The 27,000-nt window shown below is 73.5% G+C and carries 24 protein-coding genes and 1 tRNA gene; 15 read left to right on the forward strand and 10 right to left on the reverse strand.

Going from position 1 to position 27,000, the window contains the following annotated elements; translation table 11 throughout:
* Window positions 1-6 precede the first annotated feature (6 nt).
* Window positions 7-576 (reverse strand): 5-formyltetrahydrofolate cyclo-ligase, encoded by a 570-nt coding sequence (locus LG324_RS06240; RefSeq protein WP_404352542.1) that lies wholly within the window; start codon window positions 574-576, stop codon window positions 7-9.
* Window positions 577-599: 23 nt separating this feature from the next.
* Between LG324_RS06240 and LG324_RS06245 the strand changes: the two genes are divergently transcribed.
* The 6 genes from LG324_RS06245 to LG324_RS06270 are packed head-to-tail and all read left to right on the forward strand — an operon-like array spanning window position 600 to window position 5,932.
* A complete protein-coding gene (locus tag LG324_RS06245) occupies window positions 600-1,982 on the forward strand; it encodes a UTP--glucose-1-phosphate uridylyltransferase (protein WP_404352544.1) in 1,383 nt (460 codons plus the stop codon).
* Window positions 1,982-3,202 carry a gephyrin-like molybdotransferase Glp gene (gene glp / locus LG324_RS06250; protein ID WP_404352546.1) on the forward strand — a complete coding sequence of 407 codons (1,221 nt, stop codon included), beginning with the start codon at window positions 1,982-1,984 and terminating at the stop codon, window positions 3,200-3,202. Before LG324_RS06245 ends, glp begins: the two co-directional genes overlap by 1 nt.
* Window positions 3,203-3,257: 55 nt before the next feature.
* On the forward strand, window positions 3,258-3,689 hold the full coding sequence (gene moaC, locus LG324_RS06255) for a cyclic pyranopterin monophosphate synthase MoaC (protein WP_245616152.1): 432 nt from the start codon (window positions 3,258-3,260) through the stop codon (window positions 3,687-3,689).
* Window positions 3,686-4,183, forward strand: a complete 498-nt coding sequence (locus LG324_RS06260) for a molybdenum cofactor biosynthesis protein B (RefSeq protein WP_404352548.1) — start codon at window positions 3,686-3,688, stop codon at window positions 4,181-4,183. The genes moaC and LG324_RS06260 overlap by 4 nt, the downstream gene beginning before the upstream one ends.
* 38 nt (window positions 4,184-4,221) lie before the next feature.
* Window positions 4,222-4,905 carry a GNAT family N-acetyltransferase gene (locus tag LG324_RS06265; protein WP_030528695.1) on the forward strand — a complete coding sequence of 228 codons (684 nt, stop codon included), beginning with the start codon at window positions 4,222-4,224 and terminating at the stop codon, window positions 4,903-4,905.
* Window positions 4,906-4,930: 25 nt separating this feature from the next.
* Window positions 4,931-5,932, forward strand: a complete 1,002-nt coding sequence (locus LG324_RS06270) for a hypothetical protein (protein ID WP_404352550.1) — start codon at window positions 4,931-4,933, stop codon at window positions 5,930-5,932.
* Between the two features lie 180 nt (window positions 5,933-6,112).
* On the opposite strand, the gene LG324_RS06275 is transcribed toward LG324_RS06270, so the two are convergent.
* Window positions 6,113-7,411 carry an AI-2E family transporter gene (locus LG324_RS06275; protein WP_404352552.1) on the reverse strand — a complete coding sequence of 433 codons (1,299 nt, stop codon included), beginning with the start codon at window positions 7,409-7,411 and terminating at the stop codon, window positions 6,113-6,115.
* 149 nt (window positions 7,412-7,560) lie between these two features.
* Here LG324_RS06275 and LG324_RS06280 point away from each other — a divergent pair.
* A tRNA-Ala gene (locus tag LG324_RS06280) sits at window positions 7,561-7,633 on the forward strand.
* 61 nt (window positions 7,634-7,694) lie between these two features.
* Here the strand turns inward: LG324_RS06280 and LG324_RS06285 are convergent.
* From LG324_RS06285 to LG324_RS06300, 4 genes are all read right to left on the reverse strand, one after another.
* Entirely contained in the window at window positions 7,695-8,777 is a 1,083-nt protein-coding gene (locus LG324_RS06285; protein WP_404352553.1) for a tyrosine-type recombinase/integrase, read from the reverse strand.
* Complete coding sequence (locus LG324_RS06290) at window positions 8,774-8,989, reverse strand: helix-turn-helix transcriptional regulator (RefSeq protein WP_404352554.1); 216 nt, start codon at window positions 8,987-8,989, stop codon at window positions 8,774-8,776. Before LG324_RS06290 ends, LG324_RS06285 begins: the two co-directional genes overlap by 4 nt.
* Window positions 8,990-9,027: 38 nt before the next feature.
* Entirely contained in the window at window positions 9,028-10,497 is a 1,470-nt protein-coding gene (locus tag LG324_RS06295) for a replication initiator (RefSeq protein ID WP_404352555.1), read from the reverse strand.
* A gap of 465 nt (window positions 10,498-10,962) precedes the next feature.
* Window positions 10,963-12,207, reverse strand: a complete 1,245-nt coding sequence (locus LG324_RS06300; protein WP_404352557.1) for an MFS transporter — start codon at window positions 12,205-12,207, stop codon at window positions 10,963-10,965.
* Between the two features lie 950 nt (window positions 12,208-13,157).
* Between LG324_RS06300 and LG324_RS06305 the strand changes: the two genes are divergently transcribed.
* Window positions 13,158-13,697, forward strand: a complete 540-nt coding sequence (locus tag LG324_RS06305; protein ID WP_404352559.1) for a DinB family protein — start codon at window positions 13,158-13,160, stop codon at window positions 13,695-13,697.
* 20 nt (window positions 13,698-13,717) lie between these two features.
* On the opposite strand, the gene LG324_RS06310 is transcribed toward LG324_RS06305, so the two are convergent.
* Both LG324_RS06310 and LG324_RS06315 read right to left on the reverse strand, forming a co-directional pair.
* The gene (locus LG324_RS06310; protein WP_404352560.1) at window positions 13,718-17,275 is read right to left on the reverse strand and encodes a TM0106 family RecB-like putative nuclease; all 3,558 of its coding nucleotides are present in this window, start codon (window positions 17,273-17,275) and stop codon (window positions 13,718-13,720) included.
* Between the two features lie 53 nt (window positions 17,276-17,328).
* Complete coding sequence (locus LG324_RS06315; protein WP_404352561.1) at window positions 17,329-18,888, reverse strand: dolichyl-phosphate-mannose--protein mannosyltransferase; 1,560 nt, start codon at window positions 18,886-18,888, stop codon at window positions 17,329-17,331.
* A 56-nt stretch (window positions 18,889-18,944) separates the two neighbouring features.
* Between LG324_RS06315 and rsmI the strand changes: the two genes are divergently transcribed.
* From rsmI to LG324_RS06335, 4 genes are all read left to right on the forward strand, one after another.
* Window positions 18,945-19,781: a 16S rRNA (cytidine(1402)-2'-O)-methyltransferase gene (rsmI, locus tag LG324_RS06320; protein ID WP_404352562.1), complete on the forward strand. Its 837-nt coding sequence runs from the start codon at window positions 18,945-18,947 to the stop codon at window positions 19,779-19,781.
* 107 nt (window positions 19,782-19,888) lie between these two features.
* On the forward strand, window positions 19,889-20,596 hold the full coding sequence (locus tag LG324_RS06325) for a succinate dehydrogenase cytochrome b subunit (RefSeq protein ID WP_030528934.1): 708 nt from the start codon (window positions 19,889-19,891) through the stop codon (window positions 20,594-20,596).
* A gap of 11 nt (window positions 20,597-20,607) precedes the next feature.
* Entirely contained in the window at window positions 20,608-22,608 is a 2,001-nt protein-coding gene (locus tag LG324_RS06330; protein ID WP_030528933.1) for a fumarate reductase/succinate dehydrogenase flavoprotein subunit, read from the forward strand.
* 79 nt (window positions 22,609-22,687) lie between these two features.
* A complete protein-coding gene (locus LG324_RS06335; protein ID WP_030528932.1) occupies window positions 22,688-23,425 on the forward strand; it encodes a succinate dehydrogenase/fumarate reductase iron-sulfur subunit in 738 nt (245 codons plus the stop codon).
* Window positions 23,426-23,500: 75 nt separating this feature from the next.
* Here the strand turns inward: LG324_RS06335 and LG324_RS06340 are convergent, their stop codons facing one another.
* Window positions 23,501-24,247 (reverse strand): CPBP family intramembrane glutamic endopeptidase, encoded by a 747-nt coding sequence (locus LG324_RS06340; RefSeq protein WP_404352564.1) that lies wholly within the window; start codon window positions 24,245-24,247, stop codon window positions 23,501-23,503.
* A gap of 203 nt (window positions 24,248-24,450) precedes the next feature.
* Here LG324_RS06340 and LG324_RS06345 point away from each other — a divergent pair, with 203 nt between their 5' ends.
* Complete coding sequence (locus LG324_RS06345; protein WP_404352566.1) at window positions 24,451-25,215, forward strand: hypothetical protein; 765 nt, start codon at window positions 24,451-24,453, stop codon at window positions 25,213-25,215.
* Window positions 25,216-25,279: 64 nt separating this feature from the next.
* Here the strand turns inward: LG324_RS06345 and LG324_RS06350 are convergent, their stop codons facing one another.
* Window positions 25,280-25,465, reverse strand: a complete 186-nt coding sequence (locus LG324_RS06350) for a hypothetical protein (protein ID WP_030528930.1) — start codon at window positions 25,463-25,465, stop codon at window positions 25,280-25,282.
* 115 nt (window positions 25,466-25,580) lie between these two features.
* Between LG324_RS06350 and LG324_RS06355 the strand changes: the two genes are divergently transcribed.
* A complete protein-coding gene (locus LG324_RS06355) occupies window positions 25,581-26,192 on the forward strand; it encodes a TetR/AcrR family transcriptional regulator (RefSeq protein ID WP_404352567.1) in 612 nt (203 codons plus the stop codon).
* A 38-nt stretch (window positions 26,193-26,230) separates the two neighbouring features.
* Complete coding sequence (locus LG324_RS06360) at window positions 26,231-26,998, forward strand: hypothetical protein (protein ID WP_404352568.1); 768 nt, start codon at window positions 26,231-26,233, stop codon at window positions 26,996-26,998.
* Window positions 26,999-27,000 lie beyond the last annotated feature (2 nt).

Raw genomic sequence — 27,000 nt, forward strand, 5'->3', positions numbered from 1 at the left:
CCGGTCTCAGCGGTCGAGCACCTCGTCCCGCAGGACGGTCAGCCCGTCGGCGGTGAGGACCGCGTCGACGGGCACGTCGTGCTCCTCGCGGGGCAGCGGCTCGTCGTCGAGCTCGCCCGGGTGGAGGAGGACGACGACGGGCACCCCCGCGCGCCGGCGGGGGAGCGCCTTGTCGTAGCAGCCGCCGCCCTGCCCCATCCGCGTGCCGTCGGCGTCGACGGTGAGGCCGGGGGCGAGCACGAGGTCGGCGCGCGCGGGGGTGTCGAGGCCGAGGCGGACCGCCGCCGGGTCGACGAGGTCGTGCCAGTCGAGGTCGAGGTCGGCGAGGGTGTCGGGGACGAGCACCCGCGCGCCGCGCGCCACGAGGGCGTCGTTGAGGGCGGCGGTCGGCGGCTCGCCGGGCACCGACTCGTACGAGAGCACGACCGCGCCGGACCCGAGCCCGAGCCGGTCCAAGAGGTCGAGGGCGCCGCGCGCGAGGGCCGCGGCGTCGGCCTCGACGGAGCGCTCCGCGGCGATCGTGCGGCGGCGGGCGCGCAGCTCCTTCCGGCGCACGGACTTCGGGCTCTGCGGCATGTCGGCATCGTAGGGTGGGCGCCATGACCAGCGAAGCCCTCCGGGCCGCGACGGCCAGGATGCGCAAGGCCGGGGTCGACGAGCTCGCCGTCCGCGTCTTCGCCCGCTACCACGAGCAGCTCGCCGACGACGTGACGGGGACGATCCCCGAGTCGAGCGTCGACCCGCTGCCGGACCCGCCGTCGCTCGAGGACCTCGACCTGACGCCGGAGGCCGTGCGCGAGGCGCTGGCCGGCACCGTCGTCGTCAAGCTCAACGGCGGCCTCGGCACGGGCATGGGCATCCAGGGCCCGAAGTCGGCGCTCGAGGTGCGCGAGGGGCGGACCTTCCTCGACGTCATCGCCGAGCAGGTCCTGGCGCTGCGGCGCGAGCAGGACGTCGAGGTCCCGCTCCTCCTCATGAACTCCTTCCGCACCCGCGACGCCTCGCTCGAGATCCTCCGGCGGCACCCGGGGCTCGAGGTCGACGGGCTGCCGCTCGACTTCCTCCAGAGCAAGGAGCCCAAGCTCCGCGCCGACGACCTCTTCCCGGTCGACCACCCCGCCGACCCCGAGCTCGAGTGGTGCCCGCCCGGCCACGGCGACGTCTTCGTCGCGCTGCGCACGACCGGCTTGCTCGCCGAGCTGCGGCGGCGCGGCTTCCGTCACCTCTTCCTCTCCAACGCCGACAACCTCGGGGCCACGTGCGATGGCGCGGTCCCGGCGTGGATGGCGGCCGAGGGCATCCCCTACGTCGCGGAGATGAGCGCGCGCACCGTCAACGACCGCAAGGGCGGCCAGCTGGTGGTCCGCGACACCGACGGCCGTCTCGTGCTGCGCGACTCGGCCGCCGTGGCCCCGGGGGAGGACGAGTACTTCCAGGACCTCGAGCGCCACCGCTGGTTCCACACGAACAACCTCTGGATCGACCTCGAGGTGCTCACCGAGCGGCTCGACGAGCACGACGGTGTCCTCGGCCTGCCGATCATCGTCAACCGCAAGACCGTCGACCCCACGGACCCCTCGTCCACGCCGGTCGTCCAGGTCGAGTCGGCGATGGGCGCCGCCGTCGAGCTCTTCGACGGCGCGCGCGCGATCGCGGTGCCCCGCAGCCGCTTCCGGCCGGTCAAGACGACCAACGAGCTGCTGCTCATCCGCAGCGACCTCTACCGGCTCGCCACCGACGGCACGGTCGAGGCGGCCACCGACCGTCCCGACCCGTTCGTCGACCTCGGCCCCGCGTACAAGCTGGTCGACGACTTCGAGGCCCGGTTCCCGTCCGGCGCACCGTCGCTGCGCGAGTGCACGAGCCTGCGGGTCGAGGCCGACATCACCTTCGGGGCCGACGTCGTGTGCGTGGGCGACGTGCACCTGTCCGGCGAGGACCGGCACGTCCCGGACGGCGCCCACCTCGGACCGGAGGCCTGATGCGCGCCGTCGCCGAGCACCGCGCGGTCGTCCTCTCGCTCGTCGAGCCGCTGCCGGCCGAGCGCGTCGCCGTCGGGTCCGCCCTCGGCCGTGTCCTCGCCGAGGACGCCGTCGCGGCCGTCGACCTCCCCGGCTTCGACAACTCGGCGATGGACGGGTACGCCGTCCGCGCCGCCGACCTCGCCGGCGCCGGCGAGGAGACCCCGGTCGTCCTGCCCGTCGACGGCGACGTCGCCGCCGGCGACACCGCACGGCACGTCCTCGCCCCGGGGCACGCGCTGCGCATCATGACCGGCGCCCCGCTGCCCGAGGGCGCCGACGCCGTCGTGGCCGTCGAGATGACCGACGGTGGCGCGCACCGGGTCTCGGTGCGCCTGGAGCCCGAGGTCGGCCGCCACCTGCGCCACCGCGGGGAGGACGTGCGCACGGGCACCGTCGTGCTGACCGCCGGGACGCGGCTCGGGCCCGGCCACGTCGCGCTCGCCGCGGCGTCCAACGTCGCCGAGGTCGTCGTGCGCCGCCGTCCGCGCGTCACCGTCGTCTCGACCGGCGACGAGCTCGTGCCCGTCGGCGGTCACCTCGAGCACGGGCAGATCGTCGACTCCAACCACCTGATGCTCCGCGCCCTCGTCGAGGCGGCCGGCGCCGAGGTGGCGGCCGGTGTCCACCTGCGCGACGAGGCCGACGCCGTCCGGGCCTTCCTCGCGGCGCCCGACGGCGACCCCGACCTCGTCATCACGACCGGCGGCGTCTCGATGGGCGTCTACGACACCGTCAAGGAGGTGCTGACCGCCGACGGCGGGGTCGAGTTCACCAAGGTCGCGATGCGCCCGGGGATGCCGCAGGGCTGCGGCCGGGTCACCGCCAGCGGCCTGCCCGTCGTCACCCTGCCGGGCAACCCGGTCAGCTCCTTCGTCTCCTTCCATGTGTTCGTCCTGCCCGCGCTGCGCCGCCTGGCCGGGCTCGACCCCGACGACGACGGATCCTTCGAGGCCGTCGCCGGCGCCTCCTGGTCGGCCGCCCCCGGCCGCACGGAGATGACGCGCGTCGTCGAGCGCGACGGCGTGGTCGTCCCCTCGGGCGGCCAGGGCTCGCACGTGCTCGGCGCGCTGGCCGGTGCCACCGCCCTGGCGGTCGTCCCCGCCGACGTCGCGACGGTCGAGGAGGGGCAGGCGCTCCGCTGCCTCCCGCTGCTGGGGCATCATCGGGGCTGTGGCTGACCCCCAGCGCCCGGTGAGCGGGCTGACCCACGTCCGGGCCGACGGCACGGCGCACATGGTCGACGTCTCGGCCAAGGCCGTCACGGCCCGTCGCGCCGAGGCCCGCGGGCGGGTGCTGCTCTCGGCTGCGGCCGTCGCGGCGCTGCGCGACGGCACGGTCCCCAAGGGCGACGCCCTCGCGGTCGCGCGGATCGCCGGCATCCAGGCGGTCAAGCGCACCCCGGAGCTCGTGCCGCTGGCGCACCCGGTCGCCGTCCACGCCGTCGAGGTCGACCTCGACGTCGTCGACGACGGCGTCGAGATCCGCGCGGAGGCGCGCACGGCGGACCGCACCGGCATCGAGATGGAGGCGCTGACCGCCGTCACCGTCGCCGCGCTCGGCCTCGTCGACATGGTCAAGGCCGTCGACAAGCACGCGCGCATCACCGACGTCCGGGTCACCGCCAAGTCCGGTGGGCGCTCGGGCGACTGGGAGGAGGGCCGATGAGCGGCGGACCCGACCTCTCCGGTCGCCGCGCGGCGGTCGTCACGTGCTCGACGCGCGCGGCGCAGGGCGTCTACCCCGACCGGGGCGGCGCCCTGATCGTCGAGGCGCTGCGCGGGTGGGGCATGCAGGTCGCCGAGCCGCGGGTCGTCCCGGACGGCCCGGCCGTCGCCGAGGCGCTCGCCGCGGCGCTGGCCGACGGCCCCGACCTGCTCCTCACCACCGGCGGGACAGGGCTGACGCCGACCGACGGCACGCCGGAGGCCACCCGCCCGATGCTCGACCGCGAGGTGCCCGGGCTCGCCGAGGCGCTGCGCTCGCGCGGTGTGGCGCAGGGGGTCCCGACCGCGGTGCTGTCACGGGGGGTCGCCGGCCTCGCGGGGCGCACGCTCGTCGTCAACCTGCCGGGCTCGAGCGGCGGGGTGCGCGACGCCCTGGCCGTGCTCGCCGAGGTCCTCCCGCACGCCCTCGACCAGGTCCGCGGGAGCGACCACTGATGTTGCGCCGGCTGCGGCGCGCGGAGGGGGGCGCGCCGGTGGCCGGGGCACCACCGGAGTGGGTGTGGCCGCTGCGGCTCGCGGGCACCACGCCGACCGGCACGGAGGTCCTGATGCGCCCGCTCGTCCGCGAGGACGGGCCGGTCTTCCAGTCCGTCCGCCGGGCGAACGCGGCCTGGCTCGAGCCGTGGGACGCGACGTCGCCGGACCCCGACGCGCCGGCGCGCACGTTCGACGAGCTCGTCTCCACCTACGAGGCCGACGCCGCCGCCGGGCGCTCGCTGCCGCTCGCGCTCGAGTCCGGGGGGCGGCTCGTCGGCCAGGTCAACGTCGGCACGGTCGTCTTTGGGTCCTTCCGCTCGTGCACGGTCGGCTACTGGGTGAGCCGGGCGGTCGCCGGCCAGATGGTCGTGCCCACCGCCGTCGCGCTCGTCGGCGACCACCTCCTGCGCCGGGTCGGGCTGCACCGCCTCGAGATCAACATCCGGCCCGAGAACACGGCGAGTCTCGCGGTCGTCCGCAAGCTCGGGTTCCGGTCCGAGGGACGGCGACCCAGGTACCTCCACATCGACGGCGAGTGGCGCGACCACCTCGCCTTCGCGCTCACCGTCGAGGACCTCGGCGGCGAGCCCCTCACGGCCCGGCTCGCCCGGATCACGGCGACGGAACAGCCGTCACAGCAGTCACTTCCGCGACACACCGACCCGGGTGCGGAATCCTGAGGCCGCGCGCACCTACCGTCGGACCGTGCGGTCCCCGTCGAGCCTGATCTTCCTCGTCCTCCTCGGGGTCTGGGCTGCCTACTTCGTGCAGTACTGGATCCGTCGGCGCGACCACCTCTCGACCGCCCGTTCGGTCGAGCAGTTCAGCGCCGCCATGCGCGTCCTCGAGCGTCGCGCGCCGATTCCTCGCACCGACCTCTCGGACCCGGCGCCGCGCACCTACGCGGTGCACCCTGCGCGCCCGACCCGGCCCGAGGTCGTCGTCAAGCGGGCCGCGGCCGCCGAGGGTGGTTCTGCCCGACCGGTGCCCGCCGCGCCGCGTCCGCGCACCGCGCCCGTCGTGCACCAGGGCGCCCCGCGCCGGGTGCGCGCTCTCGCGCTGCTCGCCGCCTTCGCCGTCCTCCTCGTCACGGGCCCCCTCGCCGCGTTCTCGCTCCTCGCCGGCTGGGTGCCGGCCCTCGTCGGCATCGCGCTGCTCGCCGCCTTCGGCTGGGTCCGCGCCGGCGTGCGCGCCGAGCAGGCCGCCCGGTCCGCCCGCCGCCGCCGCGACGCCGAGGAGGCCCGCCGGCGCGCGAGCGCCGCCCCCACCACCGCCGGCGCCCGCCGCCGCCCGGCCGCCGCGCAGGGCCGCCCGGCCGTCCCGGCCGCCCGCGCCACGGCGTCCGCCGCGCGTCCGGCCGCTCCGGCCGAGGTCGCTCCGACGGAGCAGGACGCCGGCACACAGGCGCCGGTCGTCGCCCCTCCCGCCGCGGAGGCCGACCCGCAGCCCGTCACGGCGGACGAGCCCGTGGCCGAGGTCGCCCCCGGGCCGGAGCCCCAGCCGCAGCTGGAGTACGTGCACCTCGTCGACGAGGACGACATCCCGCTCACCTGGGAGCCCGTGCCGGTCCCGCGCCCCACGTACACGATGAAGGCCAAGGCCGAGCGTCCCGCGGTCGCCCCCGCCGCGACGGCCCCCGAGGCCGCCCCGGTCGAGGCACCGGCCCGCGAGGACGACCTGCAGCAGCGCCGCGCCGCCGGCGCCTGAGGCCCCCCTCCGGGCGTCCAGCCCGGGCCCCCGTCCGCGGACGTGTGTGAAGACCGTCGGCATGCCGACGGTCTTCACACACCTTCGGGGAAGGAACGACGGCACCCGGTCGACTCCCGGACGCGTGTGAACCCGCCGGAAGACACCGGCGGGTTCACACGCGTTCGTGCTGAGGGGGGGTCAGTCCTCGTCGGGCTGGGACTCCGGCGGCGCGTCCCGGCCGAGGCGTCGGGCCTCGGACTCGGCGGCGTTGCGCTCGGCGCGGTCGGCCGCCTCGTCGCCGAGCACGGCGCGGGCGGTCATGTCCTCGTCGTGGTCGACGTCCTGAGCCGGTGACTCGGGGTTGTCGAGGAGGTGGTGCCCGACCGCGTTGAGCACGGCCACGGTCGGGACGGCGATGAGGCCGCCGATGATGCCCGCGAGGATGAGCCCCGCGGCGATGGCGAGGATGACGGCGAGCGGGTGCAGGCTCATGGCCCGGCCGATGAGTAGCGGCTGGAGCAGGTGGCTCTCCATCTGCTGCACGCCGATGACGATGGCGAGCATGATGAGGGCCTTGACCGGGCCGAGCGCGACGAGGGCGAGCAGCACCGCGACCGCCCCGGAGACCGCGGCCCCGACGATCGGGATGAACGCGCCGAAGAAGACGAGCAGGGCGATGCCCGAGGCGAACGGCACGCCGAGGATCGCGGCACCGACGCCGATGCCGATGGCGTCGGCCGCGGCGACGAAGATCGTCGCGCGCGTGAAGGCGGCCAGCTGGCCCCACGCGATGATCCCCGAGGAGTGGACGCGCTCGCGGGCGCCACGGGGCGAGAGCCGCACGACCCAGCCCCAGATGCCGGCGCCGTCGTAGAGGAAGAAGAAGAGGGTGAACAGGGCGAGGAAGAACCCCGTCAGGAGGTGGCCCACGGTGAGGCCCGCGGCCGCTGCGGTGTCGCCGATGCCGGCGGAGCTCATCGACTCACGGGCCCTGGCGATGTAGTCGGTCAGCTGCGTGTCGGTGATGCCGAAGGTCGTCTGCACCCAGCTGCGCACCTGCTCGATGCCGTCGGTGACCTTGGTCGTGATGTCTCCGAGCTGGCTGGTCAGCTGCGAGCCGACGAACGAGATGAGCCCGAAGACGACACCCATCGTGCCGATGACCGTGACGAACGCCGCGAGGCCGCGGGGCAGGGCCCGCGCGAGGACGTTGTGCACCGGGTGCAGCAGGGCGCTGAGCAGCAGCGAGACGACGATCGGGATGACGACCTCGGACAGCACCGTGGTCAGCCAGAGGACGACCCCGAGCGCCGCGCCGATGACGATGCCGCGCCAGGCCCACTCGCTGGCCGTGCGCACCCCCAGCGGGACGCCCCACTCGGCGCGTCCCCGGGGGTCGTGGGCGGTGAGGGGCTCGACACCCGTCACGGGCAGGCTCCTCGGCAGGTCGCTGGGCCCACCGCTGGTGGTGGGGCGGCCGGGCCGGGGGAGTCTCATGCGTCGACTCTAGGGGGTCGTGGAGGGCTCGAACCCGCCGCGCCACCCTCGACGACCAGCCCCGACGCCGCCCTCGCCGCCGGCCGTCGCCACGGGGGCGGGCCGGTTTCGGGCGACGGGTCCGACGGTGTTATCGTTTCTCCGCACTCGGGGCTGTGGCGCAGTTGGTAGCGCGTCTCGTTCGCAATGAGAAGGCCAGGGGTTCGAATCCCCTCAGCTCCACCCGATGGGAACCCCGTCCGACCAGCGCAGACGCGCCGGCCCGGGCGGGGTTCTCTCGTTGTCATTCACCGCCGATGCCCTTTCGTGTCCCCCCGGCGCCCCCCGGTGTCGCATTCAGGCGGTCCAGCCCCGCCAGATCGGCCCCCGTCCCGAGGAAGTGCAGGTACCGGTTCGTCGTCGCGATCGACTCGTGGCCCATCCACGCCTGGACCGTTCCCGGGTCGACCCCGCGGGCCAGCCAGAGGCACGCCGCCGTGTGCCGCAGGTCGTGGATCCTCCGGCCGTGACCGGTCGTCGACCACTGCACGGAGCGCAGGACCGAGGTGCGGTGCAGGCGGCCGCCGCCGGCCGAGGTGAACAGCAGCTCGCGCGGGTCCTTGCCCTCGCTCAACCGAAGGACGATGGGCAGGACCCGGTCGGCCAGCGGCACCCGACGCGTCCTCCTGCCCTTCGTGGCCTTGACAGTCTGACCCTCCGGCTGGGATCGGCGCACGAGCAGGCCAGGAGTCGGCACCTGCATGACGTCCTCGATACGCATCGCCCGAGCCTCCGCCCACCGCAGGCCGGTCCAGCACAACACGAGCAGGACGTCCGCCAGGTGCGGCGACCGTTCGGCCCACTGCGCGTGCACCACCTCGACCTCGGCCTCGGTGAACGGGTCCATCTCGTCGACCTCCCGAGACTGCCTCGGAACCCGGACACCGAGAACGGGGTTGGTCAGGATGACCTTCTCGCGGACGCACCAGGCGAAGAACGACGACAGGCTCGCCCGGTAGCGGACCACCGAGCTCTCCGCCATCCCGGCGGCCAGCAGCTGCTCGAACGCCCGAGCCACCTCGCGGCCAGACACCGCAGAGGCGTGCACAGCCAGCAGGCTCGTCGGGCTCAACCGCAGGAGGTCGAGGTCCGCTCGGTAGGTCTTGCCGGCGACAGTCGTCCGGCGCACCACCAACCAGCGTTCCATCAGGGATCGGACCCGCTCCCGGCCCGCGCGAGGGTCGACCCCGCCGTCGAGTGCAGCGCGTTCGCGCGACAACCACGCCCTGGCCTCACGTTGCGTGTCGAACACCCGACTCGCCACGTCGACGCGCCCGCTCTTCAGCTTCGCCCGGAACCGACCGTTCGGAAGCCGCTGGATGCTCACGCCGCGACCCTCGACACCCACGCCTCGACGTCCTGGCGTCGATATCGCGGACAGGACGGCGACAACCACACCACTCGCGGGCCGTGGCCCGTCTGCCGCCAGCGGCAGAGCGTCGACGGCGATACCCGCAGCGCCCGCGCCACTTCCGCCGACGTCAGCAGACGTTGCAGCACCTCCGGGCCGGGCCCGGCCACCTGACTCTTCTGCTCCATGCCACGTTCCTCTCTCCCACGCCCATCACGATGCTGGATTACCGGCGACTCTGCGACCGCCACTGGTCGTACTCACGGGCGCGGGCGGCGGCGGCGAGGGCGAGCGCTTCCTCGGCGGCGTCGCGCCAGCCGGTGCCGAGGTAGGTCCACGAACCGATCACGACGGTGGTCTCCTCGTCGTCAGCCAGGAGGCGGCGCTCGAGGTCGCGGGTGTCGATGGGTTCCCCGGTCCGGCGTGACTCGGCCGTGACCCGCTGCCAGCGCACGCGCGCTCGGCGCAGGGCTCCGAGGGTGACGGAGTAGCGACGGGACTTGGTGCCGAAGTGGCCTCGGAAGCCGAGCATGTGCACCCAGCGGCGCATCCGCTGGTAGTCGTGGCCCTCGGGGTGGTGGCGGGCGGCGCGGGCGGCCAGGGCGGCGCAGGCGGCACGGAAGGCGGCGATGTGTGGGCGCTGCTGGCCCTCGCCGTGCAGGCCGGAGACGTCCTTGGTGGCGTACTTCGCGAGGTAGCCGGCCACCTGACCGGGCGTCAGGGCTGCGGTCGGGTCGTCGACGCGGTGCCCTGCGGTGACCACGCGCACGTCGAGCTGCGCGCCCCAGGCCAGGACGCGCGGGCTGTCCTGGTCGTCGACCGGTTCGGCCAGGACCGTCACGTCCGGAGCGGTGTCGCGCACCAGCGCGGCGAGCGTCGGCCCGTCGAGAGCGGCAGGCGCAGGTGCACCAATCCCGGCGGCGGCGGGCCCGTCGAGGCGGATCAGGGCGTGGAAGTGCACCAAGCCGCGGTCTTGGTACTCCGCGACCTTGGCGTACTGGATCGACGCCTGCTCACCCAGGCCCGACTCCGTCACCCCCAGATCGGCGGCGACGGCTCGGCGGAGGGCGATGGTCGTGCGCCGCCACAGCTCGGGGGCGTGCCACTGCCAGAGGACCGCCGACGCGGTGTCGTAGCAGTCCGGGCACAAGGGGGCACCCGAACGCGCGTCGCCCGGCTCGTGGATCGCGGTGCACCATTGCGGTCGTCCGTGGAGGCAGCGGGTCCGGTCGTCCCGACGTCGCGGGCGACACGGCTTTCCGCCGCGGTGCCCGTGCACGAGCCCGAACGAAGGGGCGGTGAACGTCGCGAACAGCAGCGGGTTGTCCGCGACCTGCTCGGGGACGGTCTTGCCCCCGGCGACTCCGGCACTGATGAGTGCGAAGGTGTCGCGGGCGTAGGTGCGCGAGCATGCCGGGCAGACGTGGGCGCGGCGGTTCCCGCACGGCCGGTACAGCACCCCCAACGGCGCGTCCGCCGAGCGGAACGTCGAGAGCACTTCGCCGGTGCGGGCGTCGATGGTCGTGGAGGACCCGGCGAGCCGGACCGGGCGGGCGCAGTTGTGCACCGCGGTCATCGTGTCGAGCAGGGCCTCGTTGGTGCCGTCCCGGAAGCGATCCACGAGCCCGGACAGATCCAAGCCCGCGGCGAGCTCCAGCGGCGCGTCCTGACCGAAGCCACCGAATTCCGAACGCATACGCGAGTTCGCAGGGTGTGTCACGGGTGGCCACCCCTTCCCGAGGGTGTGCCGGGTGACTAGTGCGACCCCGTCACCCGGCACACCCGGTCCAGGGCGGCCAGTTCGCCGATACGTCTCTAGGCTCCTGGGGGTCGCTCAGGAGACGAAGCAGCAGGAGCGATAGAAACCATGTGCGGCGTTGATCCACTGGCCACTGGCCAGGCCGGGGGAGCCGATCCCCGGGCGATGCCATCGAGTGCGTGTGCACCTGCGTGCTCCAGCCAATGTGACCCTCGGCCGAGCCTTCGTTCAAGGAGAAGCCGATCTCACCTGCCCGGAATCGGGTCCTTCGCAGGGAAGGAAGGGCCGCGTTGGAAGTTCGCACATCCGGATGAGCGCCAGTTTCCGCGCCATCCGAGTGATGGCGCGGTCGTTCGGAGCCCCGCACCCATCTGTTGCTATGTGAGTCCAATTGGATCGAAGTTAGTCGGGTCGCGCTTCGGGGGCCTGCACAGCCAGGAGCCGGGGTCGCACCCGGAACAGGCCGCTGACCAAGATTCCGATGGCGCTCACCCAGAGGGCGTGGCGCAGGCCGAGCCCGTCGGCGAGCAGCCCGCCCAGGGCGGCGCCGACTGGCCGGACGCCATAGTTGACCGTGCGGTAAGCACCTGCCACTCGGGAGCGCAGCTCGTCGGGGACCTCTTGGGCAAACACGGCGCCGAGACCGATGTCGAGCCAGATGACGAACACCGCGGACAGTGCCTCGCCGGCGGCGACCCACGCCGCGCCCTCAAGCCCGGTGCCGGTGGCGAGCGGGTAGAGGAATCCGGCGGCGGGGAACGCGATCGATGCGAGGACAATCGCGCGGCCGAGCCCGAGGAGCTGCTGCACCCGGGCAAAGGTGGTCGCTCCGATGAGGCCGCCCACGGCGCCGACCGCGAAGGAAAAGCCGATGAGGCTCGCGCTCATGCGAAGCGTCTGGCTGGCGTAGACCACGAGCATCGCGTTGGCGACGAACGCGAACAGGTTCATCGCGCCGGACGTCAGGAGCATGGTCCTGACGACAGGATGCCGCCAGATCCACGCCAATCCGTCGCCCAGGTGGAGTGCTGAGCTCCGTCTCGGAGCAGGCGGAGCTTCATGGACGCGGACGCGCGCCAGCTGCATCGCGCTGACCACAAAGCTGAGGCCGTTGATTGCCAGAGCGACCGGCGCCGTCAGTGCGCTGACGACGACTCCGCCCAACGACAGTCCACCGATCTCCGCGCCAGCCCGGCTGACGTTGAGCAGCCCCATCGCGGGGATGAACTCGGCTGGCCTCACCAGGGCCACGACGAAGGCGTTGTAGGCCACGAAGAACACGACGTCGCACGTGCCGACGACGAACGCAACGACAAAAAGGTGCGGCAGCGAGAGCCCATCAGCGAAGTACGCGAGGGGAAGGCTGAGGACCGCGACCGCGCGCGCCACGTCGGCACCCAGCATGACCCGACGCCTACTGCCGGACCGATCCACCAACCCGCCAGCAACTAACGCGAACAGCACGTTGGGCACGAGCGCGACTGCGGTGAGCCAACCCACCTGAGCCGGCGTCGCATCCAGCACGTACAACGCGGTTAGGGGGATGGCGATCGCCGCGACCTGGTCGCCGACCAAAGACGCCGTCTGGCCCACGAAGAACCGCCGGAAGGGCTCCTGCCCCAGCAGGCCCGGGAACACCACGGCCACGACCCCCTCATCCGTCTCCGTCAGATTGCCATACGAACGGGCCGTTCAAACCGTATGGGATCCGACCAGCGCACTGCCAGGACTCGAGTCTGGGCGCGATGTCCTGTTCGCGGTCGCACCGCGAGGGGCGTCACGCGCACGGGGCGGCAAGGCTCCGTCGCGGCTCGGCGCGGGCGTGGGGTGTTGGGCCAAACGTCCGCTCAATCCGCTTGCGCGGGTGCATCGACCGGGGTTCGAGACTCTCCCGGATCGCGGGTCGAGTCGCCAAAGTCTCGGCCCGGGAGGACTTTCTGTACTGGCTCAAGGCGGCGCTCCGCGCCGCGGCGCCGCTCGGCGGCGGGGCCCCGCGACAGGGACCCCCGCGCTCCGGGCGCTTCGCGCCCTCGGCGCACCCCCGTCGCACCCCACCCCCTCGCCGCGCACACCATCGAGCAAGCCGGCTGACCTCGCATGGACGTCCTCACCTCCGTGGCGCCGACCCGACGCAGAGCATCCGCCCGACTCCAGACCGCATCAAGGGCGGCTGCGCCGTCGCTCCGCGATGACCTACGGCCACCCTTGACCCGGTCACTCCGCCGAGCTCCTGTACTCCGCTACGGGTCGGTGCCACTCCCTGCCGAATCCGTGCCCCCCCGATGCCCCCCGCGTTCGGCGCCGGCCCGCTCTCGGGCAACTCCTGCAACGGGGAAGCACCTATCGCGAAAGGCCCACTACGGCACGAATCGCCTTCGCAATGAGAAGGCCAGGGGTTCGAATCCCCTCAGCTCCACTCGAGAGAAGGGCCGGCGCCAGCCGGCCCTTCTCTCGTGTGGAGTGGGGATTCGGGAGCGGCGCGGGGTCCCCTCAGCTCCACCGATGACGAAGGACCCGGCACGCCTGTCCGCCGGGTCCTTCGTCGTTCCCGGGGAATGTGGTTGCCGCTCGTCGCCCGCCCGGGTTGGGTGGGTGGCATGAGCGACATGTGGAGCGACCCCGCGTCCGACCCCCGCCCCGTCGGCACGCCGGTCGAGGAGCTGGCCGTGCTGCGTCACTACCTGACCTTCCACCGCCTCACCCTCCGGCTCAAGTGCGAGGGGCTCGACGCCGAGCGGCTCGCGCGCCGGTCGGTCCCGCCGAGCAGCCTCAGCCTGCTCGGACTCGTCCGGCACCTGGCCGTCGTCGAGCAGTACTGGTTCCGGCACGTGCTGCAGCAGCTCGAGGTGCCCGACCCGCTCTACGCGGACGACGACGACCCGGACTTCGAGCTAACGAGCGCGACGGGCGACCCCGCCATGGTCGAGGACTCGTTCGCCGCCTGGCACCACGAGATCGAGGCCGCCGACGCGTGGCTCGACACCCTCGCCCCGGAGGACCTCGGCTCGACGGTCACCCGGCGCGACGAGGAGCTGGCGGTGCGCGACGTGCTCGTCCACCTCGTCGAGGAGTACGCCCGGCACAACGGCCACGCCGACCTGCTGCGCGAGTGCATCGACGGGCGCACCGGCGAGTAGGAGGTCGGCCTCGGACGTGCTCAGGCGACCGGCTGCGGCGCCCCCACGGTCCGGGTCGTGACCGCGGCCTCGCACAGGCGGAGGAAGGCTCCGAGCGCGACGAGCTCGTCGGCGCTGCGCGGCGAGAAGTCCGTGAGCACGCGGGAGCGGACGACGAAGGCCGAGTGCTGCCCGCGCGAGACCGCGACGTTGAGCCGGTGCCGGTCGAGGAGGAACCCCATCCCGCGGGAGACGTCGGAGTGCGACGACGCGGCCATCGACAGGATGGCGACGGCGGCCTCCTGCCCCTGGAAGCGGTCGACCGTGCCGACGGCGACGTCGGGCAGGCCGGCGTCGTCGAGGACCCGGCGCAGCAGGGTGACCTGCGCGTTGTAGGGCGTGATGACGACGACGTCGCGCTGGCCCAGCGGCCGGGCCCCGACGGAGGTGCCGTCGGCGTCGCGGGCCCCGGGGTCGGTCCACTCCCGGCCGAGGAGGTCGCGGACGAGGTCGACGACGGCGTCGGCCTCCTCGGGCGAGTGCGTCGAGTTGTCGCGGTGCTCGACGAGGCGCACGTGCAGGCCGGGCTCGACCCCCTCGAGGACCCGACCGGCCGTCACCTCGGCGTTCGAGACGAGCCGCCCCTCGTAGGCGAGGTCGGAGACGCGCGCGGTGAGCGCGGGATGCATCCGCCAGGTCGTCGCGAGGAAGTACCCGAGCTCGGCGGGCAGGACCGAGGCCCCGCCGGCGAGCCAGACGAGGGCGGCGGTGTCGACGGGCTCGGCGTGGACGCCCGTCGTGACACCGGGCAGCTGCTGCGGGTCGCCGAGGAGCAGCAGGCGCTGCGCCGCCACCGACACGGCGAGCGCCTTCGCCAGGGAGAACTGCCCGGCCTCGTCGATGACGAGGAGGTCGAGCTCGCCGCGACCGACGCGCTTGGTGTTGGTGAGGTCCCAGGCCGTGCCGCCGACGACGTACCCGCGCCCGGCGGCGCGGTGCTCGGCCGCGAAGCGGGCGAGGTCGTCGGCCTTCTCCAGGGCGGTCCACGGCGGGTCGGCCGACCGGGCACCCGCCTTGCCGACCTGGTCGGCCGGCACCCCTGCGGACGCGACGAGTGTCGTCAGCACGTTCTCGATGGCGGCGTGGCTCTGGGCGGTGACCCCGACGGCCCAGCCCTGCGCGACGAGCCGGGCGATGACGTGCGACCCGACGTAGGTCTTGCCGGTCCCGGGTGGCCCCTGGACCGCGAGGCAGGAGTCGTCCATCTGCCGCAGCGCGGTGGTGATGGCGTCGACGTAGCCGCCGGGCCCGTCGGCGACGGGCAGGGGGGCGCCGCCGCGCAGCCGCGGCGGGCGGCGCAGCAGGAGGTCGGCGCCGGCCGAGGTGGGGAGGCGACCGTCGGGACGCACCCGCTCGGCGACCTCGGCGAGCGCGTCGTCGATGCTCGCCGTCATCACGTGGTCGCTGGGGACGAGGGCCACGGGGCCGACCTCGTGCGGCGACGGCCCCGGCTGGGTCTCCTCGACCTCGAGCACCTGGCGCACCCACCCGGATGCGGTGAGCGAGTCCTCGGCGGCGCAGACGGTCAGGCCGGAGCCGCTCGCGCCGTGCGCGTCGTGGACCCCGGCGGTGACACCCTCGGGGGTCGGGGTCGCGTACACGGCCGCGACCTTGGCGCCGACCGGCAGCGGGAGGTTGCGCGTCGGTTCGCCGTGCAGCCGCAGCCGACGCCGGGCCTTGCGGGCGCGCGGCGGACGGTGCCAGTCGTCGACGACCTCGACGTCGTCGACGACGAACACGCCCTCGGCGGAACGCCACTCGCTGATGGGCAGCCGCAGGCGCTCGAAGTGCTCCTGCCACTTCGGCTTGTCCTCCCGGGCGTGGAAGAGCACGGCGGAGCCGACGAGCGCGACCCCCTGCTGCTCGGCGGACCGGTCCGCGGCCACGACGCCGTCGACGTGCGCCCGCACCGCGGCCTCCAGCTCGAGGGCGGCCCGCCGCCGGTCGCTCACCGGCGCCTCCTCGACCTGCTCCGGGGGCGGGGTCGGGGCGTCACCCCACACCTCGCGCCGGCGGGCCAGCAGCCACTCGCGCAGCAAGTAGGTGGACTCGCAGTCCTTCTCGTTGTAGTCGGCGATGGACCGCAGGCGCTGCGCGGCCTCGTCGAGGCGTCCGTCGACGAGTGCCTGCTCGTACTCGTGGTACGCCACGATGCTCTCGGCGCCGCCCTGGACGTCCTCCTCGCGCTCACCCATGTAGAGCGGCTCGAGCTTCTTGATCGAGTACGAGCGCTGCGAGACGCGCAGCGCGGCCCGGACGACGGCGTAGAGGTCGACGAACACGCCGTCGCGCAGGAGCTGGTCGACCTCGTCCTCGCAGACCCCGTGCCGGGCGGCGAGCCGCAGCAGCGCCGAGGTCTCGTACGGGGCGTAGTGGTAGACGTGCAGGCCGGGGAAGCGGCGCCGGCGCTGCGTCACGTGCTGCACGAAGTCGATGAGCGCCTGCTTCTCGCCGGCCCGGTCGTGCGCCCAGAAGGGCCGGAACTCCTGCTCGCCGGTGTCGACCTCGACCATCCCGAAGAGGTACTCCAGCCCCCAGTCGCCCGAGCCGCGCTCGTGCCACAGCGGGTCGCCCTCGAAGTCGAAGAACACGTCACCGGGATCGGGCGGAGGCATCCGGCGCAGCGCCTCGGTGTCGACGAGCTCGTACGACACGGCGCCCTCGGGGTCGGCGTCCTGGCGCAGCTGCAGCCGCGCCTGGGCGACGAGCCGCTCGAGCTGCGCCGGCCGGACGTCGGGCACCGGCTCGGTCCGCGTCGCGAGCTCCTCCACCGTGTGGACGCCGGCCTCGTGCAGGCGGGCCCGGGTCGGACCCCGCATCCCCGCGACGAGCAGCAGGTCGCGTGAGGCCTCGACCTCGGGGGTGCACGTGGCGCACCGCCCGCACGCCAGCCAGCGCTCGTCGCCCCACCGTGCCGGGCCGTCGCCGGCGAGGTGGTCGGTGAGCAGCTGCTCGAGGCGAGCCCGCCGGACCCGGTAGACCGACAGCACGTCGCCGAGCGGCACGTCGCGCACCTCGCCGTCGCCGAGCACCAGCCGGGCGACCGGTGCGACCGGGACGCCGGCCCCCTCGAGCAGCGCCGCGTAGGCCGCGACCTGCAGCAGTGCGGGGACGTTCTCGTGGCGGGCCAGCTTGGTGTCGCTGACGACCCATCCCGCGTCGCTGCGCTCGAGGAAGTCGGCGCGCCCGACGAACGAGCCGTCGAACAGCGTGGCCTGCGACAGCACGGCGGCGTCGGAGGCCAGCGCCTCGAGCGTTGCGTCCATCGCGGCGGCCAGCCCGGCCGGCGTGTACGCCGGCGACGGCAGCTGCCGCACCCGCCCGCGGTGCAGGTCGTGCAGCCGCCGCAGCTCGGCGTTCTCGTGCTGGTCGCCGAGCTGGGAGACGCGGCGCAGCATCGCGTCGTCGGGGTCCTCGACCGCCTCGCGCAGCCCGCGGACGACGTCGAGCCCCACGACGAGGGCGAACTCGCACTGCGACGCCGTGCGCAGGTCGCTCGCGCTGAGCACGAGCCGCTGGTCGTCGCCGAGGAGGAACATGGCGGCAACCTACGCCGGGCCCCTGACAGCCCCGTCGACGCCGGCGCCGGCGCTCAGATCCAGCTGGGGAACCACATCCGCCAGTGCCAGTGCTCGTACGGGATGGTGTCGGCGACGTACACCGGGTGGAAGAACGCGAAGAGCGCGAGGGTCAGCAGGAGGTAGCCGCCGACGACGAGCACCCGCGTCCTCCAGCGCACGGGGTCGTGGGCGCGCCGACCCACCCACAGCCCGAGGAGGAAGGTGACGGCGAGCACGACGTAGGGCTCGAAGGCGACCGCGTAGAAGGTGAAGATCGTCCGGTCCTGGAAGAGGAACCAGGGCAGGTAGCCCCCGGCCATCCCCGCGGCGATGGCCCCGGCCCGCCAGTCGCGGCGCACGAGCCACCACCAGAGGACGACGAGCAGCGCGAGGATGCCGAGCCACCACACCGAGATCGTCCCGATCGGGTTGATGGCCTGCGAGCACTGGTCGACCGTGCAGCCGTCGACACCGCGGGTCGGGCTCTCGTAGTAGAAGGACGTCGGTCGCGTCTGGACCATCCACGACCACGGGTTCGACTGGTACGGGTGGGGGCTGCTCAGCGTGGTGTTGAAGTCGAACTGCTGGCGGTGGTAGTCGACGAGGCTGCGCAGCGCCGGCGGGAGCCACTGGACGCCCTGCCCGGGGTTCGCCTCCGCCCACTGCCGGTTGTAGCCGACACTCGTGGCGAACCAGCCGGTCCACGAGACGAGGTAGACCGCCGCCGCCGTCACGACCGTCTGGACCACCGCGAACGGCGCGTCGACGAGCAGCGCGCCCCGGGCCCAGTGCCGCACCCCCGCGGTCCGGCGCGCGCCCATGTCCCACCAGACCGTCATGAGGCCGAACGCGGCGATGAAGAACAGCCCCGAGATCTTCGTGCCGGTGCACAGCCCGAGCGACACCCCGGCAACCCAGCGCCACGGCCGCCAGCCGAGCCACGGGCCGCCACCGCGCGGCCACTCGCCGCGGGCCAGCGCCCCGACCTTCGTCGCGAGCACCTCGCGGCTGCGGTCGCGGTCGACGAGCAGCGCCCCGAACGCGCAGAGGGCGAAGAACATGACGACGATGTCGAGGATGCCGGTGCGCGACATCACGAAGTGCAGGCCCTCGAACGCGAGGAGGAACGCGGCGACGCACCCGAGCGCGGTCGACCCGAACATCCGCCGCGCGACCCGCCCCACGACGAGGATCGACAGCGTCCCGAGCAGCGCGACCGAGAACCGCCAGCCCCAGCCGTTGTCGGCGCCGAGCAGCCACTCGCCGGCCCCGATGACCCACTTGCCGACCGGTGGGTGGACGACGTAGTCGCCCTCGGTGGACGAGAACACGTCCGGGTTGCCCTGCGCGAAGGGCACGTCCGGCTTCTGCAGCGAGCGCAGCGTGTGCATCTCGACGCCGTAGCGGACCATCGACCAGCCCTGCTTGACGTAGTACGTCTCGTCGAAGACGAGGGCCTGGGGCCGGTCGAGCCGCCAGAACCGCAGCAGGCCGCCGACGAGGGCGATGAGCCCCGGGCCGAGCCAGCCCCAGAGGACGTCGGTGGGCCGGTACCCGAGCAGGCGGTGGCGCAGCTCCTCGGTCCGGGTCACCGGCACATCGTAGGTGGGTGGCCTGCGGGTTCCCGGCAGCGTGGGAGACTCGCGGGATGAGCGCCGGCGTCCTCGTCCTCGCGGCCACCCCGATCGGCGACCCCCGCGACGCGGCCCCGCGCCTGCGCGAGGAGCTGGCCACCGCCGACGTCGTCGCCGCCGAGGACACCCGCCGGCTGCGTCGGCTGTGCGCCGAGCTCGACGTCACCCCGGCCGGCCGGGTCCTCTCCTTCCACGAGCACAACGAGTCGGGCAGGGCGGCCGACCTCGTCCCCGAGCTGGTCGCCGGCGCACGCGTCCTCGTCGTCACCGACGCGGGGATGCCGTCCGTCTCCGACCCCGGCTACCGGCTCGTGGCCGCCGCCGTCGAGGCCGGCGTCCGCGTCACGGCCGTCCCGGGACCCTCGGCCGTCCTCACGGCGCTCGCGGTGTCGGGGCTGCCGGTCGACCGCTTCTGCTTCGAGGGGTTCCTGCCCCGCAAGGAGGGCGAGCGCGCCCGCGCCCTCGCCGCGCTCGCCGCCGAACCGCGCACGATGGTCTTCTTCGAGGCGCCGCACCGCCTCACCCGCGCCCTGGCGGCGATGGCCGAGGCGTTCGGCGGCGAGCGGCCCGCGGCCGTCTGCCGCGAGCTGACCAAGACCTACGAGGAGGTCCGCCGCGGCGGGCTGGCCGAGCTCGCGGGGTGGGCGGAGGAGCACGCGCGCGGGGAGATCACGGTCGTCGTCGCGGGGGCGAGCGGACCGTCGGCGAGCCTCGAGGACGCCGTGGCCGAGGTCGTCGCCCGCGCCGCCGCCGGTGAGCGGCTCAAGGACGCGTGCGCCGAGGTCGCCTCCGCCACGGGGCTGTCGAAGAAGGTCCTCTACGACGCCGCGGTCGCCGCCCGGCGCACCTGAGGCCGCCGCGGGGCCCGGTCTACCTCGGGGTAACCGGGCGCATCTCACACCGGCCCACCCTCGACACCGCTCGATCCCGTCGGAGGCCGGGGATAGGGTTTCCGTTCGTGGCCACCAAGACATCCTCGCGACCTGCAGCGACGGCCCGGCGCACCACCATCGGCCTGAAGATCCTCATGGCGGGGACCGGCCTGGTGTTCATCGGGTACGTGCTCCTGCACATGTACGGCAACCTCAAGGCACTCGGCGGTGAGGAGTCGTTCAACACCTACGCCGAGCACCTGCGCACCCTCGGCGAGCCGATGCTCCCGTACGCCGGCCTGCTCTGGGTCATCCGCGTCGTGCTGATCCTCAGCCTCGTCGGCCACGCGTACGCGGCCTTCACGCTGTGGAGCCGGGCCGGCAACGCCCGCCGCACCAAGTACGCGGCCGTCAAGACCGCGATGCGCACCGCGTGGATGCGCTGGGGCGGGGTCTTCCTGCTCCTCTTCCTCGTGTGGCACCTGCTGCAGTTCACGATCCTCAAGTTCTCGGTCAACGGCGACAAGCAGGGCGCCTCGATCCAGAACAACCCCTACGAGCTCGTCGTCGCGAGCTTCCAGGTCCCGTGGAACACGCTCATCTACGTGCTCGCGATGGTGGCGCTCGCCTTCCACCTCTCGCACGGCACGTTCAGCGCGCAGCAGACCCTCGGCTGGACCGCCACCCCGCACGCCTACCGCCGCGCCAAGACCATCGGCCACGTCGTCGCCGCGGTGATCGTCGTCGGGTTCCTGATCCCGCCCCTGTCCATCCTCTTCGGCCTGATCAAGTGAGGCACTGACCGATGACCGAGACCACCGTCAACGCCGGCATCGCCCACGGCCTGTACCGCGAGGGCGAGCCCGTCGCCGACAGCAAGGCCCCCGCCGGCCCCATCGCCGGCAAGTGGCGCCAGCGCCAGTTCGAGGCCTCCCTCGTCAACCCGGCCAACCGCCGCAAGCTCGACGTCATCATCGTCGGCACCGGGCTCGCGGGCGGGTCGGCCGCCGCGACCCTCGGCGAGGCCGGCTACAACGTCAAGGTGTTCTGCTTCCAGGACTCCCCGCGCCGGGCGCACTCGATCGCTGCCCAGGGTGGCATCAACGCGGCGAAGAACTACAAGGAGGACGGCGACTCCGTCTTCCGCCTCTTCTACGACACGGTCAAGGGCGGCGACTACCGCTCCCGCGAGACCAACGTCTACCGCCTCGCCGAGGTGAGCGCGAACATCATCGACCAGTGCGTCGCGCAGGGCGTCCCGTTCGCCCGCGAGTACGGCGGCCTCCTCGACAATCGCTCCTTCGGCGGGGTCCAGGTCTCCCGCACGTTCTACGCCCGCGGCCAGACCGGCCAGCAGCTGCTCATCGGCGCCTACCAGGCGCTCGAGCGGCAGGTCGCCGCCGGCACCGTCGAGCAGTTCACCCGCCACGAGATGCTCGAGGTCGTCGTCGTCGACGGCCGCGCGCGCGGCATCATCGTCCGCGACCTCGTCACCGGCGAGATCGAGACCCACCTCGCCGACGCGGTCGTCCTCGGCTCCGGCGGCTACGGCAACGTCTTCTTCCTCTCGACGAACGCGATGGGCAGCAACGTCACCGCCACGTGGCGCGCGCACCGCAAGGGCGCCTACATGGCCAACCCCTGCTACACGCAGATCCACCCGACGTGCATCCCGGTCTCCGGCGAGCACCAGTCGAAGCTGACCCTCATGTCGGAGTCCCTGCGCAACGACGGCCGCATCTGGGTGCCGAAGAACCGCGAGGACTGCGACAAGGACCCGCGCGACATCGCCGAGGAGGACCGCGACTACTACCTGGAGCGGATCTACCCCTCGTTCGGCAACCTCGTCCCGCGCGACATCGCCTCCCGCCAGGCGAAGAACGTCTGCGACGAGGGCCGCGGCGTCGGCCCGATGGTCGGCGACTTCCGGCGCGGGGTCTACCTCGACTTCGCCGACGCCATCCAGCGCCTCGGCCGGGACGCGGTGGAGTCGAAGTACGGCAACCTCTTCGACATGTACGCCCGGATCACGGGCGAGAACCCGTACGAGACGCCGATGCGCATCTACCCGGCGGTCCACTACGTCATGGGTGGCCTCTGGGTCGACTACGACCTCCAGTCGACGATCCCCGGCCTCTTCGTCATCGGCGAGGCCAACTTCTCCGACCACGGCGCGAACCGCCTCGGTGCCTCGGCCCTCATGCAGGGGCTGGCGGACGGTTACTTCGTCCTGCCGAACACCATCCGCGACTACCTCGCGAAGGGGCCGTTCGACAAGCTGACGCAGGAGCACCCGCAGGTCGTCGAGGCCCGCACCTCGGTCGAGCAGCGCACGAAGCGGCTCCTCGAGATCCGCGGCGAGCGCAGCGTCGACTCCTTCCACCGCGAGCTCGGCAACATCATGTGGGAGTACTGCGGGATGGAGCGGAGCGAGGAGGGCCTGCTCAAGGCCATCGACCTCATCCGCGGCCTGCGCGAGGAGTTCTGGCGCAACGTCCGGGTCCTCGGCTCGGGCGACACGCTCAACCAGAGCCTCGAGAAGGCCGGCCGCGTCGCCGACTTCCTCGAGCTCGGCGAGCTCATGTGCATCGACGCCCTGCACCGGCGCGAGTCGTGCGGCGGCCACTTCCGGGCGGAGAGCCAGACCGAGGACGGCGAGGCCCTGCGCCACGACGACGAGTTCCTCTACGTCGCCGCGTGGGAGTTCGGCGGCGGGGACGCGCTGGGCGAGATGCAGCAGCCGGTCCTGCACAAGGAGGACCTCGTGTACGAAGCGATCGAACTCAAGCAGCGGAGCTACAAGTGATCACCCCACGAAGTTCTACGTTCGTCCCTCCCACGCAGAGCGTGGGACCCGACTCCGATACTTCGCGAGGACCCCGATCATGAACCTGACCCTCAAGATCTGGCGCCAGGCCGGGCCCCGGCACACGGGGGAGCTGATGACCTACAAGGTCAGCGACATCAGCCCGGACATGAGCTTCCTCGAGATGCTCGACGTCCTCAACGAGCAGCTCAACGCCAAGGGCGAGGAGCCCATCGCGTTCGACTCCGACTGCCGCGAGGGCATCTGCGGCATGTGCGGGCTCATGATCTCCGGCGAGGCGCACGGCCCCGAGAAGACGACGACCTGCCAGCTGCACATGCGCAGCTTCCGCGACGGCGAGGTCATCACGATCGAGCCGTGGCGGGCCAACGCCTTCCCGGTCATCAAGGACCTCGTCGTCGACCGCGGCGCGTTCGACCGGATCATCCAGGCCGGCGGCTACGTCTCGGTCAACACCGGTGCGGCCCCCGACGCCCACGCGACCCCGGTCCCGAAGCCGGCGGCCGACCGCGCGTTCATGGCGGCCGAGTGCATCGGGTGCGGCGCCTGCGTCGCGGCCTGCCCGAACGCCTCGGCGATGCTCTTCATGGGCGCCAAGGTCACCCACCTCTCCGAGCTGCCCCAGGGGCAGCCGGAGCGGATGGCCCGCGTCGTCTCGATGGTCGACCAGCACGACGAGGAGGGCTTCGGCGGCTGCACCAACGTCGGTGCCTGCTCGCAGGCCTGCCCCAAGGGCATCCCGCAAGACGTCATCTCCACGCTCAACAAGGACCTGCGCGCGGCCCTGCGCGGCTGAGGTCTCCCGGGAGCTCCCGCGGCACGCACGACCTCGTGCGCGCCGCGGGAGCTCCTGCGTGTGCGGGGTGGCGCGTCAGAGCCAGGAGACGTGGGGCTTGACGAGGGCGTACCCGACGAACGCGACGACGTCGAGGATCGTGTGCGCGACGACGAGCGGCATGACGCGCTTGGTCCGCGTATAGAGCCAGCCGAAGAGCAGGCCCATGACGACGTTGCCGACGAAGCCGCCGAAGCCCTGGTACAGGTGGTAGCTGCCGCGGATGACGGCGGAGGTGACGATGACCCGCCAGGTGCCCCAGCCGGCCTGCCCCCACCGGCGGAAGAGGTAGCCGACCATGATCGTCTCCTCGAGCACGGCGTTCTGGGCGGCGGCGAGGACGAGCAGCGGCACGGTGAACCACGCGGCCCCGACGAGGTTGGCGGCGGCCACGGTCGTGTTGAGCCCGACCGCCTTCGCGACGAGGTAGAGCCCGAGACCCGGGATGCCGACGACGGCCGCGAGCGCCGCCCCGCGCCACAGGTCCTGGGCGGGCCGCCGCAGGTCGAACCCCATCGTGTGCGGCTCGTCGGGGTCGTCGCGCCGCAGCAGGTGGAGGGCCAGCAGCACCGGGACGAGCGCGAGGCCGATGCCGACGAGCTGGTAGGTGACGTCGAGCCAGGGCCGGTCGGGGGTGACCGAGGTGTTCATCGCGGCGGTCTGCTGCGAGAGCGCCTCGGGGCGGGTCAGGCGGTCGACGATGCGCAGGAGCGCGTAGATCGCGGAGGACCCGAGGGAGACACCGAGCACCAGCCAGGTCTCGGTGAGGTGGCGGCGCGGCATGCGGGCCAGCGTAGGTCTCCTCCCCGCGCGCGGGCCTGCACGGTCGCTGGGAGGTCGCTGGACGCCGGCTCCCCCTGCGAGTTCCCGCAGTTCGTGACGGGCGCCGACCCGCGTGCCGGATACAGTGACGCCGCTCGCCCGCGTGGGGCGGGCCGCCACGACCGCCGTCCCCTCCGACGGCTCGCACCCCGAAGGTTCTTCGCATGTCCTCGATCCGTCCTGCCCGCCGCGCCGCCGCCGGCCTGGCCACCGCCTCCGTCGTCGCGCTCGCCCTCGCGGGCTGCGGCGGCTCCTCCACCGACGCCTCGACGACGGCGGCCTCCGCCGCCGCGAGCTCCTCGGCCCCCACGACGTCGGCCCCCGCGGAGCCGGAGCAGCCCTCGATGGGCGAGCTCTACACCAAGGTCCGCACCGCCTCCCTCGCCGCGAAGTCCGGCCACCTCGACGGCAAGGTCACGCAGGGCGGCGAGACGGTCGCCCTCGAGATCGAGGGGCAGGCCGACGGCTCGAACCAGAAGACGACCATCGGCATCGGCCAGGGCACCGCCGAGATCCTCACCGTCACGAAGAAGTACTACATGTCGGCCGACAAGGCCTTCTGGACCGAGCAGACCGGCGACGCCTCGGCGGCCAAGCTGCTCGTCGGCAAGTACGTCGCGATCTCCGGCTCCGACGCCAAGCAGTTCGGGGACCTCACGCTGGGCGCGCTGCTGGACCAGATGTTCGAGGAGAGCGAGCTCTCGACCCTCGAGAAGCTGACGAGCGAGGTCGAGACGCGCACCGAGGACGGCAAGGAGGTCTGGGTCGCCTCGGACGGCTCGGGCAGCGAGATCTGGGTGGACCCGAAGACCGAGCGCCTCGTGAAGATCGTCGTCGGCGGCAAGGACGCCGGCGAGCTCACCTTCGACAGCTGGGACGACGTCGACACCTTCTCCGCGCCGCCGGCCTCCAAGGTCGTCACGCCCTGACCTCGGCCCGCACGCCCGGAGGGCCCCCGACCACGTGGTCGGGGGCCCTCCGCGTCGGGGTGGGTCAGTGGGCGGCGGCCAGGCCGTAGTAGGCCGGGATGCCCAGGTGGCGCCGCCGGCGGTCCTCACGGGTGCGGCCGAGGGCGGGCAGGACGACGGCGAGGGTGAGCCCGACGACGACGACCCCGAGCACGAGGCTGGTCCAGAGGAGCGTGGTGGCGATGACCGAGAGGCCGGTGAGGGTTCCCATGGTGGTGTCCTTTCCTTCTACTTCTGTAGACGATTCTACTGATGTAGAAGGCGCGGGGGCAAGCCGTTGTTCCCGGGTCCTCGGCGACCGGGTGGCGGGAGGCACAATGACGCCGATGACCCCCACCGCCGCGACGCCCCCGCCCGGTCGCCCCGCCGTGCCGACCGGCCGCCGCGCCGAGCTGCTCGCCGCCGCCGTCGACGTCGTCTCCGAGAGCGGTCTGCGCGGTCTCACCCACCGGGCCGTCGACCGCCGGGCGGGTCTGCCGGAGGGCACCTGCTCGGCCTACCTGCGCACCCGGGTGGCCCTCCTCGTCGCCCTCGCCGAGCACGTCGGCGGCACGCTGGAGCGCCGCGTCGAGGAGCTGGGGGAGGAGCTCGCCGACTGCGCGGGGGACGCCGACGCCGTCTCCGCCGCGGTGACCGACCTGACCGTCGGCTGGGTCCGCGAGCCGGCGCTCGTGCGCGCCCAGGCCGAGCTGTCGCTCGAGGCCGCCCGCCAGCCCGACCTCGTCGAGGTGTTCGGGCGGTGGCGCCGCGGCCTCCTCGGCACGGTCGAGCGGATGGGGGTCCTCGCCGGCAAGGCGTCCCCCGCCGAGGACGCGGTCGTCGTCGTCGCGGCGGTCGAGGGCCTGCTCGTCACGGCGGTGCGGATGCCCGCCGTGGAGCGCGAGCCGTTCCTGCGCTCGGCCGTCCCCCTCCTCGTGCGGGCGCTGCACGACCGGTGAGCGGAGCGGGGGGAGCGGTGACACGAGGGGAGTGGCCGGTGGTGACGCGGCGCTCGGCGCTCGCGCTCGCCGGGACGGGCGTGCTCGGCGGGTGCGCGGGGCTGCGGCTGGAGCAGCCCACGTCCGCGGCCCCGACCCCGACGCCGCAGGCGCCCCCGCCCACCGAGTCGCAGGTGCTCGCCGACGTGCGCACCTCCGCGCTGTCGGCCGACTCCGCCCGGGTCGTCGGCTCTCTCGGGGCCGGGACGGCGACCGTGCGCGTCGCGCTCGAGGGCGCGGCCGACGGCACCGACCAGCGGCTCGTCCGGGCCGCCCGCGGGCGGGGCGTCGGGGCCGTCCTCACCGTCGCCGGGGCGCACTGGCTGGCCGGTGACGAGGAGTGGTGGCGCGCCCTGGTCCCGCGCTCCGCGGCAGCGTCCCGCGTCGGGCGCTGGGTGCCGGTCGACGCCGCGCTCGCCGCGAGCGCGGGCGGCGAGACGCTGCGCGCCCTCCTCACCGGGCTGCTCGACGCGCCGGCGGTGGCCCGCCTCGGCGCCAGCACCCGCACCGTCGTGCCGCTCGACCTCGACGGGCGAGCGGTGTGGCGGCTCGGGGAGGCGCGCACCGGGGCCCGGCTCTACGTGGCGGCCGACGGCAGCGCCGAGCTGGTGCGGGCCGTCGTCACCGGCACCGGGGCCGTCGACCTGGCCTTCGGGGCGTGGGGCTCCGCCACCACGTGGGCCCCGCCGGCCGCGGGGGAGCGCCCCGACCTGCCGACCCCCGAGGTCCCGCCGACCCCCGAGGTCCCGCCGGCCCCGGAGGGCTGACC

The sequence above is a fragment of the Phycicoccus jejuensis genome, from assembly GCF_044797865.1.
Lineage (GTDB): Bacteria > Actinomycetota > Actinomycetes > Actinomycetales > Dermatophilaceae > Phycicoccus > Phycicoccus jejuensis.

Bases quoted from the DNA above. Each gene is read 5' to 3' on its own strand.
- LG324_RS06240 (WP_404352542.1), bottom strand. From the start codon at position 576: ATGCCGCAGAGCCCGAAGTCCGTGCGCCGGAAGGAGCTGCGCGCCCGC.
- LG324_RS06245 (WP_404352544.1), top strand. From the start codon at position 600: ATGACCAGCGAAGCCCTCCGGGCCGCGACGGCCAGGATGCGCAAGGCC.
- glp (WP_404352546.1), top strand. From the start codon at position 1,982: ATGCGCGCCGTCGCCGAGCACCGCGCGGTCGTCCTCTCGCTCGTCGAG.
- moaC (WP_245616152.1), top strand. From the start codon at position 3,258: ATGGTCGACGTCTCGGCCAAGGCCGTCACGGCCCGTCGCGCCGAGGCC.
- LG324_RS06260 (WP_404352548.1), top strand. From the start codon at position 3,686: ATGAGCGGCGGACCCGACCTCTCCGGTCGCCGCGCGGCGGTCGTCACG.
- LG324_RS06275 (WP_404352552.1), bottom strand. From the start codon at position 7,411: ATGAGACTCCCCCGGCCCGGCCGCCCCACCACCAGCGGTGGGCCCAGC.
- LG324_RS06290 (WP_404352554.1), bottom strand. From the start codon at position 8,989: ATGGAGCAGAAGAGTCAGGTGGCCGGGCCCGGCCCGGAGGTGCTGCAA.
- LG324_RS06295 (WP_404352555.1), bottom strand. From the start codon at position 10,497: ATGCGTTCGGAATTCGGTGGCTTCGGTCAGGACGCGCCGCTGGAGCTC.
- LG324_RS06305 (WP_404352559.1), top strand. From the start codon at position 13,158: ATGAGCGACATGTGGAGCGACCCCGCGTCCGACCCCCGCCCCGTCGGC.
- LG324_RS06310 (WP_404352560.1), bottom strand. From the start codon at position 17,275: ATGTTCCTCCTCGGCGACGACCAGCGGCTCGTGCTCAGCGCGAGCGAC.
- rsmI (WP_404352562.1), top strand. From the start codon at position 18,945: ATGAGCGCCGGCGTCCTCGTCCTCGCGGCCACCCCGATCGGCGACCCC.
- LG324_RS06330 (WP_030528933.1), top strand. From the start codon at position 20,608: ATGACCGAGACCACCGTCAACGCCGGCATCGCCCACGGCCTGTACCGC.
- LG324_RS06335 (WP_030528932.1), top strand. From the start codon at position 22,688: ATGAACCTGACCCTCAAGATCTGGCGCCAGGCCGGGCCCCGGCACACG.
- LG324_RS06340 (WP_404352564.1), bottom strand. From the start codon at position 24,247: ATGCCGCGCCGCCACCTCACCGAGACCTGGCTGGTGCTCGGTGTCTCC.
- LG324_RS06345 (WP_404352566.1), top strand. From the start codon at position 24,451: ATGTCCTCGATCCGTCCTGCCCGCCGCGCCGCCGCCGGCCTGGCCACC.
- LG324_RS06350 (WP_030528930.1), bottom strand. From the start codon at position 25,465: ATGGGAACCCTCACCGGCCTCTCGGTCATCGCCACCACGCTCCTCTGG.
- LG324_RS06355 (WP_404352567.1), top strand. From the start codon at position 25,581: ATGACCCCCACCGCCGCGACGCCCCCGCCCGGTCGCCCCGCCGTGCCG.